This window comes from Verrucomicrobiia bacterium (assembly GCA_035577545.1).
In the GTDB taxonomy this organism is placed as follows: Bacteria; Verrucomicrobiota; Verrucomicrobiia; order Palsa-1439; family Palsa-1439; genus Palsa-1439.
In genome coordinates this window covers 38,741-57,161 of record DATLVI010000044.1, presented here as the reverse complement: position 1 = coordinate 57,161, position 18,421 = coordinate 38,741, and the positions used below count along the sequence as shown (strand labels likewise).

The window sequence follows — 18,421 nt, the reverse complement described above, 5'->3', positions numbered from 1 at the left end:
GTTCCGCAGTAGCTCAATGGTGGAGCAGCGCACTGTTAATGCGCGGGTTGTAGGTTCGAGTCCTACCTGCGGAGCCAATTTCCTCACAAAAGCCTGTTGTTGTGGGCCGGTCTGCCGACCGGCACTTGGCCCCGACCGCAGGTTTTCCGCTCCGTTTTGCCTCCGATTTTGGGTCTGTTTCCGGCAAATGCACTCATTTAGGCCCTCAAATTGGGTTCGTTTTCCCAAAACGAACCCAATTCTTCTCGTCGCTTCAAAACGCATAAGTCACTTATCACAAGTGTCATACGCGCTCGTTTGTGCAAAATAAATTTGGGTTCGTTTCGCAGAAACGCATATGGGCCTCGAGCTGCGCACAGCAGCGAGTCGCGCCGACTTGTCCGCCATAGCACGAAGTGCGACGGAGGAAGCCTTGGCGACGGCGGATCGATCCTGATTCCCCTATTCTGCATTTCCCCGACCATACCCACTCGGATGGACAATGTCCAGAACAATTATCAATTATCGATATCAAAACGCCAACTCACCTGGGAATGAGAAGCAAGTGGGAAACCTTGCTGGTCGTTGTAGGCCGCGTGCCCCCACGCGGCGATCGTTGTTCTATTCGATAATCCGTCCATCTTCCTTTCGGTGAAACTGAGGTGTGGGTCGTGTGCGATGTGTGCGGTCGTGCGTTCGGTGGCCCAAACCTGAACAAGACGATTGTCAGAGTAGGACACGTCAACCTATGCGTCGATTGCCTGCGGAATTAGGGTTTACTCCAGGTAGTAAATGCGGCTATAAGTAGAGCAACGAGTTACCTCTTAAGCCTGTCTGCAAAGCGCCACGCTTTCATTCGGGGGAGGTAAAGATAAACCCAACCAACCTAAGTTATGGAGGACGTATCATGAAAGCGAGCAACACAACTCGGTTATCGGCGGTTCTGGTAGTTCTGATGGCGATCTGTGCAGCGACGAAGCTGATGGCAACCCCGATCTCCGGTCCAATGGTGGATCCAGCTACGGGACACACCTATTATCTGCTGGCGAATAGCGATTGGACTGATGCCCAATCCCAGGCGCTAACTCTGGGCGGGAATTTGACGACCGTTAATGATGCCGCTGAAAACGCCTGGATTAGCCAAACGTTTACGAATTTTGGTGGCGTCCAGCGCAATCTATGGATCGGGCTTAATGCCGCAGGTTTGGACGGTACCAATCCGAGCGATTACTCATGGATAGATGGCAGTTCTTCGAACTACAGAAACTGGGCCCCATTGCAACCTGGTTTCACAGGTAATCCAGCTAATCAATATGCTTACATCATTCCCGGTGGAAATGCTAATTCTGGGCAATGGAACAACGTACCGAATCAAACTACGGCTGGTTACCAATTCAATCCTGCCATACCGCTTTACGGCGTTGCGGAGGTGGTCCCCGAGCCGAGCACGTATCTCTTGGCGCTACTTGGAAGCGTCGTAATTTGGGGGAAATTGGCGACGTCTCGAAACTGGGTGAACCGTAGCCGACACTTCAATCGTTAGGCGAACGAAGCCCTAAACCAGGCACGGCAACCCTCGGAAGTTCAAACTGTAGGGTTCGCAAATCGTCCAAAGCGGGGACGTAAAGCGTAACATTACTTGTTGTTTTCAGAAGCCGACTTCAACCGGACTTACGACGGCCGATGCCAAACAACAGGCTGATCAGCCCCCCCGCCACAAGTGTCAGAGTCGTTGGTTCGGGAACGGCCGTGAAGTTGTTAACTTGCCAAACTTGCGTCGGTTGCCAACTGCTGAGGCGTAATTGGTAGCTGCTATAGGGCATCACGACCGAGTTGGAAAGCCCGACGTCCAGGCCGTTAATTGACCAACTCACCTGACCGTTTCCCGCAACGCCAACAGAGACATGATACGTCGTTTGCGTTTTGATGGCATACGAAACCGGGCCCCAGAGGATGCTGGCACTATGATCCTTTTGGACCTGCAAGCCGTCTTGTCCACTCTGACTCTCAAACATATCGAGTTCGATGTCGGGATTGGGAAGAAGGTTGGGGTTTTCTCCCGTGGGAACAAAGAACAATTCAAAAATCCCATCCGTCGTGCTCTTGGCGGGCAAGAGCACATCGTAGGAGATCGCCAGCGGCCCCGTGAACGATTGGACGGAAAGCACGTCCTGCCCCGTGAGAACGATCTGATTACCGTTGGTTGTGGCCGGGGCGCCTTGCGGTCCGGGCCAGTCCTGGTTGGCGGGCCATGGAAGGTCCTGCCAGGTGACCGTTTGTCCAAAGACAGATAGGGTGCAAGAACAGATAGCGCACACTATGAATGTTCGCAGGCACACAGGTAGACGGCAGACAAGAGGCATATTCATCGCGTTTCCTTTCCCAACTCCTCAGAGGTCGGAGGAAAGTTGGATCGCTCTGTACTCGCAGACGGAGCGATTTAATCAAGAAATACCAGCCTTCGGCGGTCACGTCAAGGCATTAAGGAACGGCGCTGTGGCACGGCAATCAAGCCCTGACCACGTCAAACCTTAAGGTTCGCAAACCGTCCAACGCGGGGAGCCAGTTTCCCGCCAAAGTAGAACCAAATAAGGAATCTCCATCAAGGGTGCAGGCTGTAGAGACCCACAATTCCAGGTGGAGTAAGACGTTTGTGGCGCACAGTTAACGCTTATCCTGCCTTGCTTCTGTGCCAGTATAAGGATAGTCTCGCACCGAGCGTGAGGCTCGGTTCCACCCCTGAGTGATTTGCGGCCACCGACGGCTGAAAGGCAAGGCATGCATCGATTGCGACGCGGTTATCTGGTCATTGGATTGTTTGTCGGTCTGGTCATTGGAGCCAGTTCTTCCCAAGCGCAATTCAGTGGCAATTCCCAAACGAACCTCATCAGCGGCGTCACGAGCAACTGGGTCGGCACTTACTATGTTGGGAACGGCAGGTTCGCCGATGCGCTTTTAATCCAGAACGCGGGGGTGTTGTCCAACGGGTCCGGCTTTGTCGGCAATGGATCAGCCTTCGACAACAGTGCGGTGGTTACGGGCTCCGGGTCGGTATGGAATAACAACGGTCCGTTGTCTGTCGGGAACTTTGGCTATCATAATAGCTTGGTAATCAGTAATGGGGGCCAGGTGTTCAACTCGCACGCCGTCCTCGGCGATAATTACATTGGCAGCAGCAATAACAGTGTGCTGGTATCTGACCCGGGTTCGCTGTGGCGGAACAGTCAGGACCTCGAAATCGGCGGCTATGGTCCGGCTAACACGCTGGTGATCAGCAATGGCGGTTGGGTGACCAGCGGCTATTCCTACATCGGTTATAATTCCTTCGGCAACAGCGTCCTGGTCACAGGCGTGGGCTCGGTCTGGAGCAATCTCGCCATTTCGTTTTCCTCCTCAGATAACCAGCTTGTCATCCGCGACGGAGGACAGGTGATCAGCGGCTCAGGTTTCTTAAACCCTGGATCGCAGCGTATACTCGTTACCGACCCGGGGTCGGTTTGGTCCAGCGGCAGCTCCTTGGAGTTGGCTAGCCCCAAAGGCAGTAGCATGGTCATCAGCAATGGCGGTTACGTAAATTGCGCCGACGGGGGACTTGGCGGTGCCAGTAATTACGTGCGCGTGGTTGACGGCGGCGTCTGGCAGAGCGACGTACTTCGCATTGGTGATGAAAAGATAAGCAATACCGTGGTCGTGGCCGGTGGATCTCTTCAGTCAACCAACATTGTCATCGGGTCCCCCGCCACCGTGTGCAATAACCTGCTCCAGTTGAACAGCGGCACCGTGCTGGTCACGAACGCGACCGCGAATGCCGTGCTGGAGGTGCGTTACGGAAAGTTGATCGTCAACGGCGGCACCCTATGGGCTGATATCCTTGTTCTAACGAATGCCTGCAGTCAACTTGTTCACACCGGCGGAACACTCCTCGCTGGCCGCGTGATTCTCGACCCCGCCACGTTTCGTATTGTTTCCATCGCCCGGCAGGGAAATGACATGCTGGTCACGTGGATGATGGGGCCGGGCGCGACCAACACATTACAAGCTACGGCGGGAGATGGAAGTGGCGGTTATAGCACCAACGGCTTCACCGACATCTTCGTCGTCACGAACAATGTGGCTATCGGCACCATCACCAATTATCTCGACATCGGCGCCGCGACGAACATCCCCGCCTGCTATTACCGCGCGCGGCTCGTGCCCTGAGCAGACTCCTTCGCCAATTCAAACCGCAAGGTTCGCAAACCATCCAACGCGGGGACTCCTTTTTTGCTTTCATCGCGGGTCCATCAGCGGTTTAGTGGGGTGGGCTCCATTCCATGATCGAACATCGTTCATACATTGTTGCCGAGATTCCCGAGCCTGTTCGTTCACAGGTTCAAGCGTTACGCGATTCGCTCAGAACTCTTACGGCCAAACTACCAGTTGAGATCACCCTGGCTGGTTCGTCAGGCGTGGGACCGATCCCTGTCGGCGCCGATTTGTCGATCATTCAGCGCCATTTGGACCGGATACTCTCCAACATTTCTCCATTTCCTACTCGCTTCTCCGCCGTTCGCGCATTTCCCAATACTTCGATCTTCTATCTGGAGCCATTTGACCGTTCGCCGTTTGACCAGATTCATCGGGAGTTGCGCAGTTCTGGCATTCCATTTTCTGAGTGTCCGTGGCCTTACAATCCGCACTGTACCTTGCGCGGAGGAAAACCACTGGATGCTGCGGCCGCGTCCGAGCTTCTGGCTCGTTCCTTTCCCAAAGAAGAATTCCAGATCAACACCGTTTCTGTCTACCACCTCAATGACATCGCTATGGACTACAAACTCCTTTTCCAACGAACGCTTGGAGCCTAGTCACGCGATGCAGCTAACAGCTCCGGCGCGTCACGCATCCACTGTAGCTGATCTTATTCTCGTTAAGCGAAGCAAGTCTTTCCCGGCGTGGCAGGCCTTGCAAACTCAAACCGCAAGGTTCGCAAAGCGGAGAGCCAATTTTGTCCTTTACTCGCCGCTCCAGAGGCTGTTTTAGGGGTTGATTTAGCTGGGGTTGCGAGGTACGATACGCGCGAGTTAGTGCCTTTCGTTTGGCCTCGATTGCTGTACCATGAAGCAAAGCGACAGATGCGGAGGACAGCATCCGCACCTATTTGCCCTCATCGTGACATTTGCGCTTGCGTTCACCCCTCAAGATTCCCCTGCGCAATTCGCGTCCGATTACGAGACCAACATCATCAGCGGCGTGGTCAGCAATTGGACGGGCGACTATTATATCGGCAGCAACACGGTGTTTGACCAACTGCAGGTCATTAGCGGGGGCGCGTTGTCCAACGCATACGGCTTCATTGGAGTCGGCGGGGGTGGCAGCAACAACAGCGTGTTGCTCAGTGGAAGCGGGTCAGTCTGGAGTAACCAGTTTGATCTCACCGTCGGCTACCAAGGTGGCAGCAGTAACGCGCTGGTCATTAACAACGCTGGTAAAGTGATCAACGGCTCCGGCTACATCGGCAACGGTGGTAACAATAACACCGTGTCGCTCAGCGGTAGCGGATCGGTATGGAGCAACCTCTTCAGTTTGCGCGTGGGCAACCAAGGTGGCAGCGGTAACTTGCTGACGATCGACAGTGCTGCGCGAGTAAATGTCCAGTTCAACGGTTATATCGGCGTCGGTGGCAACAGCAACAGAGTGTTGCTCAGCGGGAGTGGGTCCACGTGGAAGAATATAGGTGATCTGTTCGTCGGCAGCGGCGGCAACAGCAACTCGCTGATCATTCAAAGCTCCGCAGTCGTATTCAACAATAGCGGCACGGTTGGCAACAGCGGCAACGCCAACGGTGTGGTAGTGACCGGGGCCGGAGCAGTCTGGAGCAACTCGGGCACACTTCTCGTCGGCAACAGCGGCAGCGGCAACTGGGTTGTTGCCAGCAACGGCGCCAGCGTGTTTGTTGGCATCGACGGCAACATCGGCAAGGGCGGACGCAGTAACAGTGTGCTGATCACTGATAGCGGAACGACGTGGACCAATAAAGGCGACATCTCCGCCGGCTACAAGGGGAAAGGCGCAAACTCAATGGTTATCAGTAATGGGGCTGGGGTGTCATCGCCATATGGGTTCGTTGGAAACAGTGACAACGGCAGTTGGGCAATTATCGACGGCGCTGGATCCGTGTGGGTCTGCCAATCCAACATCTTTGTTGGTTGCGCTTGTGATTCCCCGAATGGTGGAAACTCGAATACTTTGATCGTCAGGAACGGAGGCAAACTGGTTACGCGTGTGGCACCCTTCAATGGCTACTCCGGTGCCATCGGTTACAACACCGCCAATAACAGTGTCCTGATCACAGGGGCTGGATCGGTCTGGAGCAACAACGAGAGCGTCCTCTTCGTTGGCACGTGGGGCAGTGGTCCGAGCGTGGGCAACTCACTGGTGATCAGCAACGGGGGCACGGTGGCCGAAAGCTCACTCTTGCGAATTGGCGGCTCCCCGGGCGCAATCAGCAATTCCTTGGTCATCGCCGACGGCGGCACAGCATTGGCCGACAGCATGAGGGCCGATCCCATGAACTTTGTCAGGCTTGCCGGCGGGAACTTGACAACAGTAAGTGGCTCAGAGATCTCCAGTAACGCGTCGCTGACCGGCTGCGGAACAGTTACCGGACCTGTTGTAATCGATCCGGGCGGCACAATCGCCGCCGATTGCGCGAGCGGCGTATTGACGTTCACGGGTGCCGTCACCAACAACGGCACGATGCGAGCGCTCAACGGAAGTGTTTTGGAATCATATGGGCCGCTCGTCAACAATGGCATCATCGACATTATGAGCGGCACGACGAACTTCCATTCCAGCTTCGTAAACAATGGGTTTGTCGTGGACGCTTCATATTTCCAAGTGGTCTCAGTGGCGGCGCAGGGCAACAACATCCTCCTCAGTTGGACGGCCCTGGGCGGAAGAAGTTACGTCGTGCAGATGAGCGCAAGCGGAGTAAATTCAAACAATTTCACAGACACCGGCCCGACGATTTCCGCTTCCGGCACCGGCGAATACGTGACCAACTACCTCGACGTTGGCGGTGCTACCAACGTTCCTTCACACTACTATCGCATCCGCTTGGTGCCGTAAGGCTGAGCCGGGCTGAACAAAGCGTTGTCACGCTACTCTTGTAAGTTAAAACCACATGGTTCGCAAGGCGTCCACAGCGGAGAGCCGATTTTCTTTTCTGGATTACCCTCCGGTGGGAGATGTCCCGGCTTCCCGCGGGTGACGTGGTCGCTTCGATGGTTTCCCCGTCTCCTTGGCTGGCGCAAGTATGGCAGAGATTGGTGCGGCTGCCGATGCGGACTCAAGACGGCCGGCGGGAGTTGCGGAATTGTGTCACTGCTGGCGCAGGGCCGGCATGGGGATCGGGATGTTGAAGAACTTGGAGCCGGCTCCCAGGCCTCCCTCACACGTGTTCGGCGGTGTGGTACAGGTTGTCTTCGTGCCTGGGCACTCGGCGGCCCAGAACATGTAGCCGAGCATGCCGGGAGTCGTCCCCGCGCCATTCGGAGCCACGGTCTGCACATACTTCCGCGCCGCGTAGTTCACCGAACGGGTAAAGCTTGTGCATTCCGTAGTGACCCTGCGGCCGGTCAGGGACAGGCTTACGGTGAGCTTGGCCGGGGCCAGGGGCGGGATCGGCGGTGTCGTGCGTGGGGTCCCCTTGATGTGTTCCTGCCAATTCGACTCGGCAGAAGAAGCGCTGGATTGATGGTCCGCCACCATCGCGTTGACATAATCCAGCACGGGATTTGTGGTCGATAACCAATCCCGCGTCGCCTTGGCTGCCAGACTAATCAACCAACCGTCGCCAGCTGCAAGGTCGATGGTCAAGCGCGCGGCCGGGTTCGCTCCCGATGCGTCGTAGGGCACCACCGAGCGGTAGGCATTGATGAAGGCCTGCAACCCGGTCAAGCTGGTTGCGGAGTCGCCTTCGTAATCGATTTCAATCCCGACTCCCAGGCGTTGCGCCACTTCGGCGGCGTTCAATCCAAGCTGCCTCGCATCGGCTGCCAGCGCCTGGTCCCAGAATTTGACATACGTAGCGCCGCCGATGGACAGCATCACGCGAACGCCACGGCTCGTAAAGTAGTTCACGATGTCGGGCGTCATGCCCGCGGGGAGGCCATTCACCGTCTGCGAATCGTTGGCCTTGCCGAGCAGCTTCAGCGGTTGCACAAAACTCAGGATCACGAGGTTCACCGACGGAATCCCATCGCCGCGATCGATGATCCAATGGTTTTTGTGGTCGAACTCGGTCAGGTTGCGAACCGATGCCCAGATGCACGCATCGTTGCCCGCATGCCAGACCCCGTAAATCTGAATGGGCGTGGCGTTCGTCACCGCATAGGTGGATGGACTGGCTGCGAACAAGACGCCCGCGACAATTCCCGACAGCACGACAAATCTGTTCATCATGAGCGACCGTTTTTCGGTCGGCAGCGTACCGGTCTGAGGGTCTTATAGCGATTTCAAGAACGCGATAAGAGCGGCGCGATCGGATGCCGACATGTTGCGGAAGGCTTCCCGCGACGCCGCGGCTTCGCCGTCGTGCCAGAGGATGGCTTCCTCGAGGCTGCGCGCCCGACCGTCGTGGAGATACGCTTCGCCGCCGTTGACCGACGGCGTAAGGCCGATGCTCCAGAGCGGCGACGTGCGCCATTCGGAACCGGTGGCGTTGCCTTCGCCCAAGTTGTCAGCCAAGCCGGGACCCATATCGTGCAACAACAGGTCCGTGTACGGATGGATGGTCTGGTTGCGCAGCTCGGCCATGGGATGGTGCGGGCTGGTGGTGATCGTCGGGGTATGACACTTCCAGCAACTGGCGCTGCCAAAGAGCGCCTGGCCCTGGAGGTTTACCGAGTTGGTGACGTCGCGGCGAGCATTCACGCCGAGAGCCTGGACATAACGCACCCAATTCGTTAGGTCGCTGTCGGAAAGCTCAACCGGCCCACTATTGGTATCACCGTCAAGAACCGGGAAAACCGAGGTCGTCACACCCATGTCGTTATTCAGGGCCGCGGCTACCTGGTGCTTAACCCGCGCTTGCCCGCCCCGGTAAGTGAATCGCCCGAGGCGCAATTGGCCGGTTTCGGGATCGGTCACAGTTCGTACTTTACCGGAAATACCGTCTGCATCCGAATCACCGGGATCGGCCAGAGCTTCAATAGTACTTTCATCAACCGCCTCCAGCAGGCCCATGCCGACGAGCTGCGGCGCAACGCGCACCGAATAAAACGCCGGCGTATGTGGCGAGAAGGTGTAATTTGGCTTTTGCAACGTATAGGGTGTGCTGTCGCCATAAGTCCCATTAATGGTCGTGTAGCTGGAAATCACGCAGGTGCCCTCGGGTGTTCCGCTGGTGATCTGCGGCTGAAGGACGGAGCCATAGACCGGATCCGGCGTTCCACTCGCATCGCTGGCGACGTGGACGACGGATTGCAGCATGGGCGCGCCAATGGCGGGCGGTAACGCGCGGCCATTGTTCACGTGACACGCGATGCAACTGCGATTGGTAAACTTCGGTCCGAGTTTGCCGACCTGTTGCGTAAAGGTCCCATTTCCCCCCCCCGCGTCGACCTCATCGCCAACATGCGCGCCGGTGCCGAAATCCGTGTGATGCAAACGCCGTCCGAGCAGGAATGGCTCGCCGCTTGGCGGTGACGCGCCAGGCGACAACTGATTGAAAAGGTGTGTCGGTTCGCCCGAGTACTGGTAAGGCATCGTGCTGGTCCCGGCAGACCAGGCGTTCGTAGGGAGCGGATTTGAGTCAATGTTCACCCTGACGCCATTGACTATGGGCCCGTCGTTTGCCGGGTTCAGGTCGATGGGGTTCTGGACCGTGCCCCACGGGACTATGCCCTGCCCGACGATGTAGAGGATCGCGCCGCCGTAGTAGTTGAGCTGCCCGTTGGTGACCGTCAGCATGAACGGGCTAAACTCGATCTCGATTTTATCACCCGTATGCAAGGCACCGCCAGATCCGTTATGGGTGAGGTTGAATGTCCAGTTGGTCAAACTCGAATCCGCTTGGTTCGCGAATTCGTTGTCGCCGTATTGCGCGACCGTGGTCTGGCCTTGGAAGAAGAACCGAATGTTCGGTGTATCGAGCCCATTCAGCGACCACATGTGGAACAGAACGCTGCTCCCTCCCTTGGCAACGAAATCGTCAATCTCGATGGTGGTCATGCGCTGCTGCCAATAGAAAATCGCATAGGTGTCGTAGAGACTAAAGTCCGGTGGGTTATCCCTGGATCCATCCTCCCGCGCATGACGGAGGCGTGGACGATCAGAGATCCGCGTCACATGATTTGAGGAGGTGTCGTAGACCGTATCCGGTTCCAGTGACGTAAAGGCGTCGAAGAGCGGGATGATGCCGATATCCGTATCCGGCTGGGCCGTGATGGTTGCGGCTGCCGGATCGCTCTGGCCGTTGGCCGAGATCGCGATAATCGACACGAAATAGGTCTCCCCCGAAGTCAAACCGGAGATGACCGTACTCGTCACATTTCCAAGGTCCGTCGTGTTGGTTGTAGTCGTGTTGATGTCCCCATAGGACATACGATAATTGTTCACCCCGGGCGAAATACTGGCCGTCCATGCCACGCCGATCGCATTGGTTAAACCAGACGGGACCTGATGCAAGTTTGTTGGAGGCAATACCGTCAACGGCGGAGTCCGCAGATGGAAGAACATGGCGCTATTCGTCATCGGCGCCAGGAAGGACATCGTGCTGCCGTTTCCTAGAAACAATCCAAAATTATTCGTCCAAGGACCTGTCAGATTGGTGGTGGATTCAGCGTAGTACGGAATCGCATTACTGGAAACCCAGCTAATGTTGGCCATCGGTATTGCAGATACCTGCAGGACGTTGGTCGCCGCTGGTGTGCCCGAGCCGGAACCGCCGCTGCCGAGTACGACATCATCAAAATCAAGGTTGGCTGAAAAGTTTGTAACCGCCGCGCCGGCAATGTGAAAATAAATGGTCGCCGAAGTAGCACTGGCAGGAGCGGTAACGGAGGTATTGAATTGGGCGTACGAGCCGTTTCCGGGGGTGAAAGTTTGGTAACCCGTATCCCCCCCGGCATTCCACAGAATTCGCCACTGTGCGTTATATCCCTGACTGCCGGCCAGGGCTTTGGACCAGAAGTTGAACGGGTAGGTAGTTCCTCCCGCCACCGGCACGCCGGACTGGCTAAACTGAACCAATGGACCAGCACCGGTGCTGGCCAAGTGTACCTGGTAGTTAAATGACCCGCCGTGCGGACTGTCGTTCGTGCGGATCCCGTACACCGGGCCGCCAACGGCCGTATCGGTGACCCAATTGCTGGCGGTAGTTCCGTTTCCGATTTCAAATCCGCTATTCGCAGGGAGCGCGGCGGATGGAGCTGTACCCGGAACGATTTCCAAATCCTGATACAGGCGATAGCCGCTCGGAACCGGATCAAAAAAGGTGTGTGTTGTCCCGTCGCCAGCAATCGGGGCAACGAGATCGGCCCAAGTGCTAACGGGGTTCGATGACCATTGCAGGTGATAAGTATTCGTCGTGTTTGGCGCGGGCCAGCTCAACTGAACACCGGGCTGAAGGTTGAGTTGCACTTGAGCACGGCCTACACCTGTGCCGATGAGAAACAAGAGGGAGGCCGCTGCCAAATGGATGAGGGGAGTTCGCTTCAAGCTGGGGTTCATCGTAGGTAGTTCTTAAGAGTGTATTGTCGGCATCTTGGCCAACGGCCTCAGCAGCTACGCATAAACGCAAAGACGCCAATCTCGGCGTCTACCAAGGACCCGAAAGCACTCTGAACAGCTTGGCAGTTTTGGCAAACGATTGCAAGACAAAACATCCGCACACTGGAATTGAGGTGGTTTCATAACTCCATGTAGGTGTTGCAATCAATTGCAGTCGAGACTGGAAACTGGATCGGATAAGAATTCTAAACTCAAAAGCGACAGAAACTTATCATGATTTCAAAGGAAGGACTGCAGGATGAAGAACGTCGCGGACTTGCAGCAGAGGGCGAATAGAGTGCACGGAGAAGCCAGAGCTTTTTTTTGCTTACGGCAGCACCACGTCCGGGAGGGTGAGACGGATGCGGTAGAAGCGGGAGGGGGCGTTGGTCGCACCGCCAAGATCGAAGTAATTGGTAGTGAATAAGTTATTGCCGGGGACGAAAATCGGGGCGCTGATGTCGCCGAAGGAATTACTGTAATTAGCACTGATGTCACCGCTGGTTGCCTGGACGATGCCCGTGAAGCCTTGGGGCATGGTCCATGTGAGTAGCAGGTCGTTGCCTTGTGCCGCGACGGAGTTGATTTGAAAAATCGATGGGCTCCAGACAGCGACATAAACAGCCTGGCTGCAGGTGGCTATGCTGCCGCAGGCATCGTACGCCGTCCAGACTACCTGGTTATTGCCCGGTAGTAAGGCCGGAGGGGAGCTGATTTCAATCCCCACCGGGGGGCAGATGTCGTTGACGGTTGGCGTGCCGAGATTGCTGAATGACGCCGTACGCGTTGTCGGATCCAGGTTGGTGAGTGTGACGCTACCCGGACAAGTAAACCAAAGCGTGTTAGTCGTGCTCCTGATCCCGATCAATTGGGTTGCGATAGCGCTGCTGCCGCAGGCGTCGGTTGCCGACCATGCGCGCGTGATCAGATAGTTGCAGTCGGCGAACGGGTTGGTCCGGGTCTCGTTGTACACCACGCTCACCGAGCCGGTGCAACCACTGGTTGCGGTGACGTTTGGCGCGGACGGCACCGCGCTCAGGATTTCCAGTGTCTCACTCCAGTTACTGCCAACGCCTTGGAAACTTACCGTCTCGGCAACGATGAATCCGACGATGTTGACTGAGCCACCGACGGGACTGAACTGGTCAAGCACGGGTATGATCAGGATCGCGCCAAGGCCAATATCCTGAAACGCCTGGAGGATTCTTGTATTTCCAGGGATCGTCGGGATACTTCCCACTGAAGCAGGGCAGCCACACCCGCTTGTCGTCATATCGCCCTGCCAGGCACCGGTGTTCAGATAGTGGTTAAGATCGATCTTACCTTCCTTGCCGCTGCCGATGTCAAAATTGCTGATGTTAAAGAAGCTCCCAGTAACCTTGCCGCTAAGTACGCCGCTTGTTATCCCGAATGGAATGGCGTTTGAGGTGCTCGTCAAGTACTGTAAGCCGTTCGCGCACAAGATCGTCATGTTGGGCGGGACGGCGTAGAACGCGATGGTCTGGGCTGCCACCGGCGTCGCCGTCAGGAGCAGCAGGAGGAACCGCAATACCCAGCGATTCACACCAAGCCTGCGGAATCGGCATTCAGTCATTGCGCGCGCACCGTCCACTATTACAGCAAAGATCGCACCACAGGAGTTTGACGCCTCACGATTGTCCTTGGTCATTTCGTTTGGCGGCGCTCATAGTATCACCTCGGACAATGCGCACAAGCCGATTCTGAGTATTTGGCTCCTCTTCCCGGCATCACGAATAGTCGTCGTTCATCGGAAACGCGACGTATGTTTTGCTTGTGATGTGCCACAGGGGTCCAATAGGCTCCGTGATCTGAGTTAGATGGAGAGGGAATCATGATTCACGCGAATCGATTCGCATTCTAAACGCCATGTCTCGCACCGTCGCATCGTGGATCCTGGCCGCATTCTTTGTCGTAGCCGGTCTGAATCACTTTCTGAATCCCGGTCCTTACCTCGCCATGATGCCACCGTATCTTCCATGGCACGCGGGGCTGATTGTTGTCAGCGGCGTCGCGGAAATTGCCGGTGGGTTGGCAATCCTTATCGCCAAAATGCGACGGCTGGCAGGGTGGGGCCTTATCGCCCTTTTGGTGGCGGTCTTTCCGGCGAATGTACAAGTGGCATTGCATGGCTGGGCCGGCGTACAGATACCGCAGTGGGCGTTATGGGCGCGCCTTCCTCTTCAAGGTGTGTTGATCGCGTGGGTTTACGGGGTCTGCCTGGCCCGACACTCCCGAAGCGACACACGAAGCCTGTCGTCCGGATAAGAATGGTTGACGCGGGGGACGAAAAGTGTAAACTGCGCGGCTTTCGGGCGATTCAAATCGCTTGCGGGAGGGGCCGTAAAAAAGTTCCAGCTCTTAAGTAAGCCACACGAGAGCCAGTTGTTTTCTCGAACGACTGAGGGGATTGCTTCGCTGACTGGCGTAATTCTTGCTTCCATCCTACGGGGGTACCCGGCGCTCAAAGCCAAATTAGAGCAAGACACCATGAAATGATGTTAAAGCTGACGTTTCAATCATTTTTGAGGCCGCTCTCGATAAGAGCGGGACGTTGCTCTCTTGTGTTGATGGTCTTGGCAAGCAGAGTTTGTTTCCACGCAGCAACAGCGGATGCCCAGATAGCACCGAACCTCTTCATCTATTCTTTTAATCCCGCCGTTTCCAAGATCTCCATCACGCCGAGTTCACGCTGGGGCCTGTTCCGTGAGTCCGACACCATCACGGTCAGCACCACGGACAGTTCTTCGATCCGCATTCTGGCGGAGAGCGGCTCGGTCGTGTACCTCGGGCCTCCGACTTCGTTGCACCTCCCACTCGGGCATTATTTCGTCGAGTGCAACGGTGATCGGAACCAATTCTGCGTCCTGCCCGACGACTACGCGGGCGCTTCCTTCCTGGGCACCGAGGCCGACGATGGAACGGATAGCTCGCTGACCACACGACTGGCCGCGGTCAATCCTTCCTGGGTGCGCACCGGAGATGGGGTCTGGGCGGCGGTCGAGGCCCAGCAGGGCGTTTGGAACTGGACCGCGATGGACCAGGCGATCGCCGCCAACGCGGGGCGCAGGATCATCGCGTACGTGGCCGACGCCCTGCCGGCCTGGGTGAATGCCAACAACTTCGTCGCCAGTTATACGCAGTTTGTCCAAGCCCTGGCCAACCGTTACCCGAACCAACTGACCGCCATCGAAGTGTGGAACGAACCCTGGTACAACAAGTTCCCCAACACGACGAACTTGGATACGTTTGTGCCCTTTTATCTGCAACTGGTGGCTCAGGCCCGTCAGTCGGTGAAACCCGTCAATCCGTCCATCCAGGTGATTGGACCGGCCTGGTCCGACTTCGTACGAACTGAGTCGCTGGCCATGACCAACAGCCTTAACCAATTCGACGGCTGGTCCTGGCACGACTACAATCGCGGCTATCACGCGCCGGACCAGGATTACGGCACGCCGGATTGGGTGCCGATTCTGGAGACCGACCGTCTCAGCTATTACTTTGGGAACTTTGCGACGCAGAAACCGCTGTTGGTCGATGAACTCGGCCTGTACGGCCACAGTGCCCTTGGGACCACCAACGCGACTGCCAACCCCGGGTACAATTCGAACATCGACTGGTACCGCGGGATGTGTCGGGCCATCAAAACAACCGTGATGTATCGCGCCTGCGGCGCTGAGACCATTATTCCGCACATCCTTACTGGGTATGGGCAATCGCCGGATTCAAACCTGGAATTGTTTGGCTGGGACATGTCTGCCACCAACGTCAACAGCCCGCGGGGACCGCATCCCAAGACCTCGGCTTTCTTGATGACGTGCTATTGGTTAAACGGCGCAACGCTAACCGACTATCGCACGCCCGGTCAAAAGGCATTCTTGTATGCCTGGCAGCTGCCCAATAATACTTCCGTCGTTTTCGCCTGGGCTACGGAAGGACAAACAGTGTCGTTAATCAACACCACCCTTGCCGCGACGGATCTGTATGGCAACAGCATTCCCGTGAGCACTTTGACGGAAACGCCGGTGCTCTTCCAGTCGAGCACCCTGAGCCCAGCAGCACTTCTCACCAATGTCCTGGCGGCCCTGCCGCCGAACCTGAACCTTCCGCCGGTATTCACACCCATCGGCAGTCAATCCATTTCGAAAGGACAAACACTGCAGTTCACCGTCTCAGCGACAGACCCCAACCACTATGCATTGACATACTCTGCCGCTCCGTTGCCCGCCGGCGCGTCGTTCGATCCCATCACGGGCGTGTTTTCGTGGACGCCCACTGCCAGCCAGTTGGGGGCCTATCCCATCACGTTTACGGCCACGGACAACCCGACAACGAGCGCCTCGATTTCCATCACGATCAGTGTCGTCGGGAATCTGTTGGACGGGCTGGCCAATGACTGGAAATTCGACGCGAACGGGGGAACAATCGCCGCCGATTCCGCCGGGCAGGCCAGCGGGACATTGTCAAACATCCCGCCCTCCGGCTGGGTCGCGGGCAGACACGGCTCGGCGTTGAGTTTTAACGGCACAAATTCGTCCGTGATGCTGCCCAGCAGTGCGCTCGCCTTTACCAACAATTTTACCGTGGCCGCCTGGCTCTACCCGCGCAACGCTTTGGCAGCAGGCGCCTTTATCTCCGTGCGATCCATTTATCAATCAAGCGGATTTCGGTTCTTCATCTACAACAACAGCGTGTTCGTACAAGGGCAAACCACCGCCGGTTGGCAGTTTGCAACCTTTGCCAATGGCGCCATCCAAAATGGCAATTGGTACCACGTGACGGTCGTCGACGACAATTCCACCATTCTGGTCTATCTAAACGGCGTCTATCTGGGAAGCGCCTACTGGGGCGGAAACATGATCATGAGTTCCAACCCCTTCAGTCGGATCGGCAGCGACGGGACCCAGGGGGCCGATTACTTCAACGGGATCATTGACGATGTGATGCTCTTTACCCGCACCCTGGGACCGGGCGAGGTCACGCTCTTGTATCAAGGAGCCTACCAGCTGCCCACGCCCACCGTTACCCTGAAATTAGTGGGCTCGAACGCAGTCGTCAGTTTTACGACGGTGACGAGCGCAACGTACGAAGTGGATTACCGCAACGACCTGACAACCGGCACCTGGTTGAGTTTGACCAACGGCATCCCTGGCACCGGCGGCATTCTTTCAAACATCGATTTTGGAGCCACGAGTCAGAGCAAACGATTTTATCGTGTCGTTGCGCATTACCTAAACAGCCCATAGCCCCACGCTGGGTTCACGACTCAACGTAAGATGGACTGCGCTGGAAGCAAAAGCGCAAAACTCACGGATCGTTCAACGCGGGCAAACAATCGCCGCGGAACTCTTGACTGAACACCAATGAAGTGACCGGGGTGGGCGGACGCATGCCCCGCCCGGTCGGTTTAGGGCAGATTCGCGTTGACGGATGACAGCGTATTATTGACTTTATTGCCGAGCCCTTGGAGCACCAGAATCGCGACGACCGCGATCAAAGCCAGGATCAGCGCGTACTCGACCAGACTTTGGCCTGATTGCTTCCTGCCCACGTGAGCAAGTCTCTGTAGACGTCTCTTCATATACGTTCTCTCTCCCTTAGCAGTTAAACCGCAACCTCGGTAAGCTTGCCACACAAGGCAGTAAAAGCAAGGCCTTTCGGGGTGGTCAAGTCCGCTGAAAGCTGGATTTGAATTTGATAGGCAGCGCAGGGGATGCGTAAAGCCCACCGGAAGCAGGGGGGATGCGAACGGACGTGTTTGGGTCAAATGCGAGTTCTACCAGATTCAGAGACGGGCCAGACCATTCAAAAAAGTGAAATCCAGAAAAGAAAACGCTTGCATTGGAGGGCTTAATTTATATTATGGGCTGCGGAGAAGCAAAAGATTTGCCGGCGCGGGCGAGTTTACTTAACGTAGAAAGACGAGGGATAGCGTTTATGCAAACGTTCACAATGAAGCGAGTTTTACTCGTTGGCGGTGTCTCAGCGGCAATCTGTTTCAGTTCCACTTTGCCAGCATCGGCTAACTTGTTACTGTCTCCGGGTTTTGAGACTACCACCGGATGGACAGCTTTCAACGGCGCGAACGCGGCATCGAACGGTTCCATCCTCAGCGGTGCAAGGTCAGGAAGGGTGTCGGCCTCGGCGTCGAGCAATGTGACGTCGGGCATCTTCCAGACCATTACAAATATAACGGCTGGCTCGGCGTTTGACCTGACGGGTTTTGCAGATTGCACGAATCAGATTACCTTCGGCAGGGCTGGCATTCAGGGCGTATTTTTTAACGCGAGTGGCGTAAATCTGGGCACCGTGGAGACCAGCCCTGGCAATGCCAAATTTTCAACGACTCAAATTGACTCCAACACTCCCCCGAATTTTGCTAATGTTCCTGATAACCCATCGGGATGGGTCGCACTGGATACGGGTGTCTTTACCGCCCCGGCAAACACCGCATACATGCAGGTGTTTGTGATCGGCATCAATCTGGCTGGCGCTACTTCCAGCGTTTGGTTTGATAACCTCGACTTGGAAGCTGTTCCCGAGCCCTCGACGATCGCACTCGGGATGATGGGCATTGGTTTGCCACTGTTGATGCGTCGTCGTCGCAGTCGCTAGGGTTAAGTTATTTTGCCGGGGTCTGGCCCCGAATCCTCACACACGTCGCAGTCGCGGC

The 18,421-nt window shown here is 56.3% G+C and carries 12 protein-coding genes and 1 tRNA gene; 8 read left to right on the top strand and 5 right to left on the bottom strand.

The annotated features are described in order from the left end of the window. Positions 1–2: 2 nt before the first annotated feature. Positions 3–77, top strand: a tRNA-Asn gene (locus VNL17_16100). A gap of 809 nt (positions 78–886) precedes the next feature. Next, the gene (locus VNL17_16095; GenBank protein ID HXI85604.1) at positions 887–1,522 is read left to right on the top strand and encodes a lectin-like protein; all 636 of its coding nucleotides are present in this window, start codon (positions 887–889) and stop codon (positions 1,520–1,522) included. 118 nt (positions 1,523–1,640) lie between these two features. Here VNL17_16095 and VNL17_16090 read toward each other — a convergent pair whose 3' ends face one another. Continuing rightward, positions 1,641–2,348, bottom strand: a complete 708-nt coding sequence (locus VNL17_16090) for a PEP-CTERM sorting domain-containing protein (protein ID HXI85603.1) — start codon at positions 2,346–2,348, stop codon at positions 1,641–1,643. A gap of 409 nt (positions 2,349–2,757) precedes the next feature. On the opposite strand from VNL17_16090, the gene VNL17_16085 reads away from it, so the two are divergent. From VNL17_16085 to VNL17_16075, 3 genes are all read left to right on the top strand, one after another. Further along, a complete protein-coding gene (locus VNL17_16085; protein HXI85602.1) occupies positions 2,758–4,179 on the top strand; it encodes a hypothetical protein in 1,422 nt (473 codons plus the stop codon). A gap of 113 nt (positions 4,180–4,292) precedes the next feature. Beyond that, positions 4,293–4,823, top strand: a complete 531-nt coding sequence (locus VNL17_16080; protein HXI85601.1) for a 2'-5' RNA ligase family protein — start codon at positions 4,293–4,295, stop codon at positions 4,821–4,823. Between the two features lie 250 nt (positions 4,824–5,073). Next, positions 5,074–7,086 carry a hypothetical protein gene (locus VNL17_16075; protein HXI85600.1) on the top strand — a complete coding sequence of 671 codons (2,013 nt, stop codon included), beginning with the start codon at positions 5,074–5,076 and terminating at the stop codon, positions 7,084–7,086. A gap of 252 nt (positions 7,087–7,338) precedes the next feature. On the opposite strand, the gene VNL17_16070 is transcribed toward VNL17_16075, so the two are convergent. The 3 genes from VNL17_16070 to VNL17_16060 form a co-directional block, all read right to left on the bottom strand. Next, the gene (locus VNL17_16070) at positions 7,339–8,421 is read right to left on the bottom strand and encodes a glycoside hydrolase family 18 protein (protein ID HXI85599.1); all 1,083 of its coding nucleotides are present in this window, start codon (positions 8,419–8,421) and stop codon (positions 7,339–7,341) included. A gap of 42 nt (positions 8,422–8,463) precedes the next feature. Continuing rightward, the gene (locus VNL17_16065) at positions 8,464–11,691 is read right to left on the bottom strand and encodes a di-heme oxidoredictase family protein (protein ID HXI85598.1); all 3,228 of its coding nucleotides are present in this window, start codon (positions 11,689–11,691) and stop codon (positions 8,464–8,466) included. Positions 11,692–12,058: 367 nt separating this feature from the next. Further along, positions 12,059–13,324 carry a hypothetical protein gene (locus VNL17_16060; protein ID HXI85597.1) on the bottom strand — a complete coding sequence of 422 codons (1,266 nt, stop codon included), beginning with the start codon at positions 13,322–13,324 and terminating at the stop codon, positions 12,059–12,061. A gap of 293 nt (positions 13,325–13,617) precedes the next feature. Between VNL17_16060 and VNL17_16055 the strand changes: the two genes are divergently transcribed. Further along, positions 13,618–14,016 (top strand): DoxX family protein, encoded by a 399-nt coding sequence (locus VNL17_16055; protein ID HXI85596.1) that lies wholly within the window; start codon positions 13,618–13,620, stop codon positions 14,014–14,016. A 308-nt stretch (positions 14,017–14,324) separates the two neighbouring features. Further along, positions 14,325–16,994 carry a LamG-like jellyroll fold domain-containing protein gene (locus VNL17_16050; protein HXI85595.1) on the top strand — a complete coding sequence of 890 codons (2,670 nt, stop codon included), beginning with the start codon at positions 14,325–14,327 and terminating at the stop codon, positions 16,992–16,994. Positions 16,995–17,155: 161 nt separating this feature from the next. Here the strand turns inward: VNL17_16050 and VNL17_16045 are convergent, their stop codons facing one another. Further along, entirely contained in the window at positions 17,156–17,329 is a 174-nt protein-coding gene (locus VNL17_16045) for a Flp family type IVb pilin (protein ID HXI85594.1), read from the bottom strand. 260 nt (positions 17,330–17,589) lie between these two features. Here VNL17_16045 and VNL17_16040 point away from each other — a divergent pair, with 260 nt between their 5' ends. After that, complete coding sequence (locus VNL17_16040; GenBank protein ID HXI85593.1) at positions 17,590–18,363, top strand: PEP-CTERM sorting domain-containing protein; 774 nt, start codon at positions 17,590–17,592, stop codon at positions 18,361–18,363. Positions 18,364–18,421: the final 58 nt, after the last annotated feature.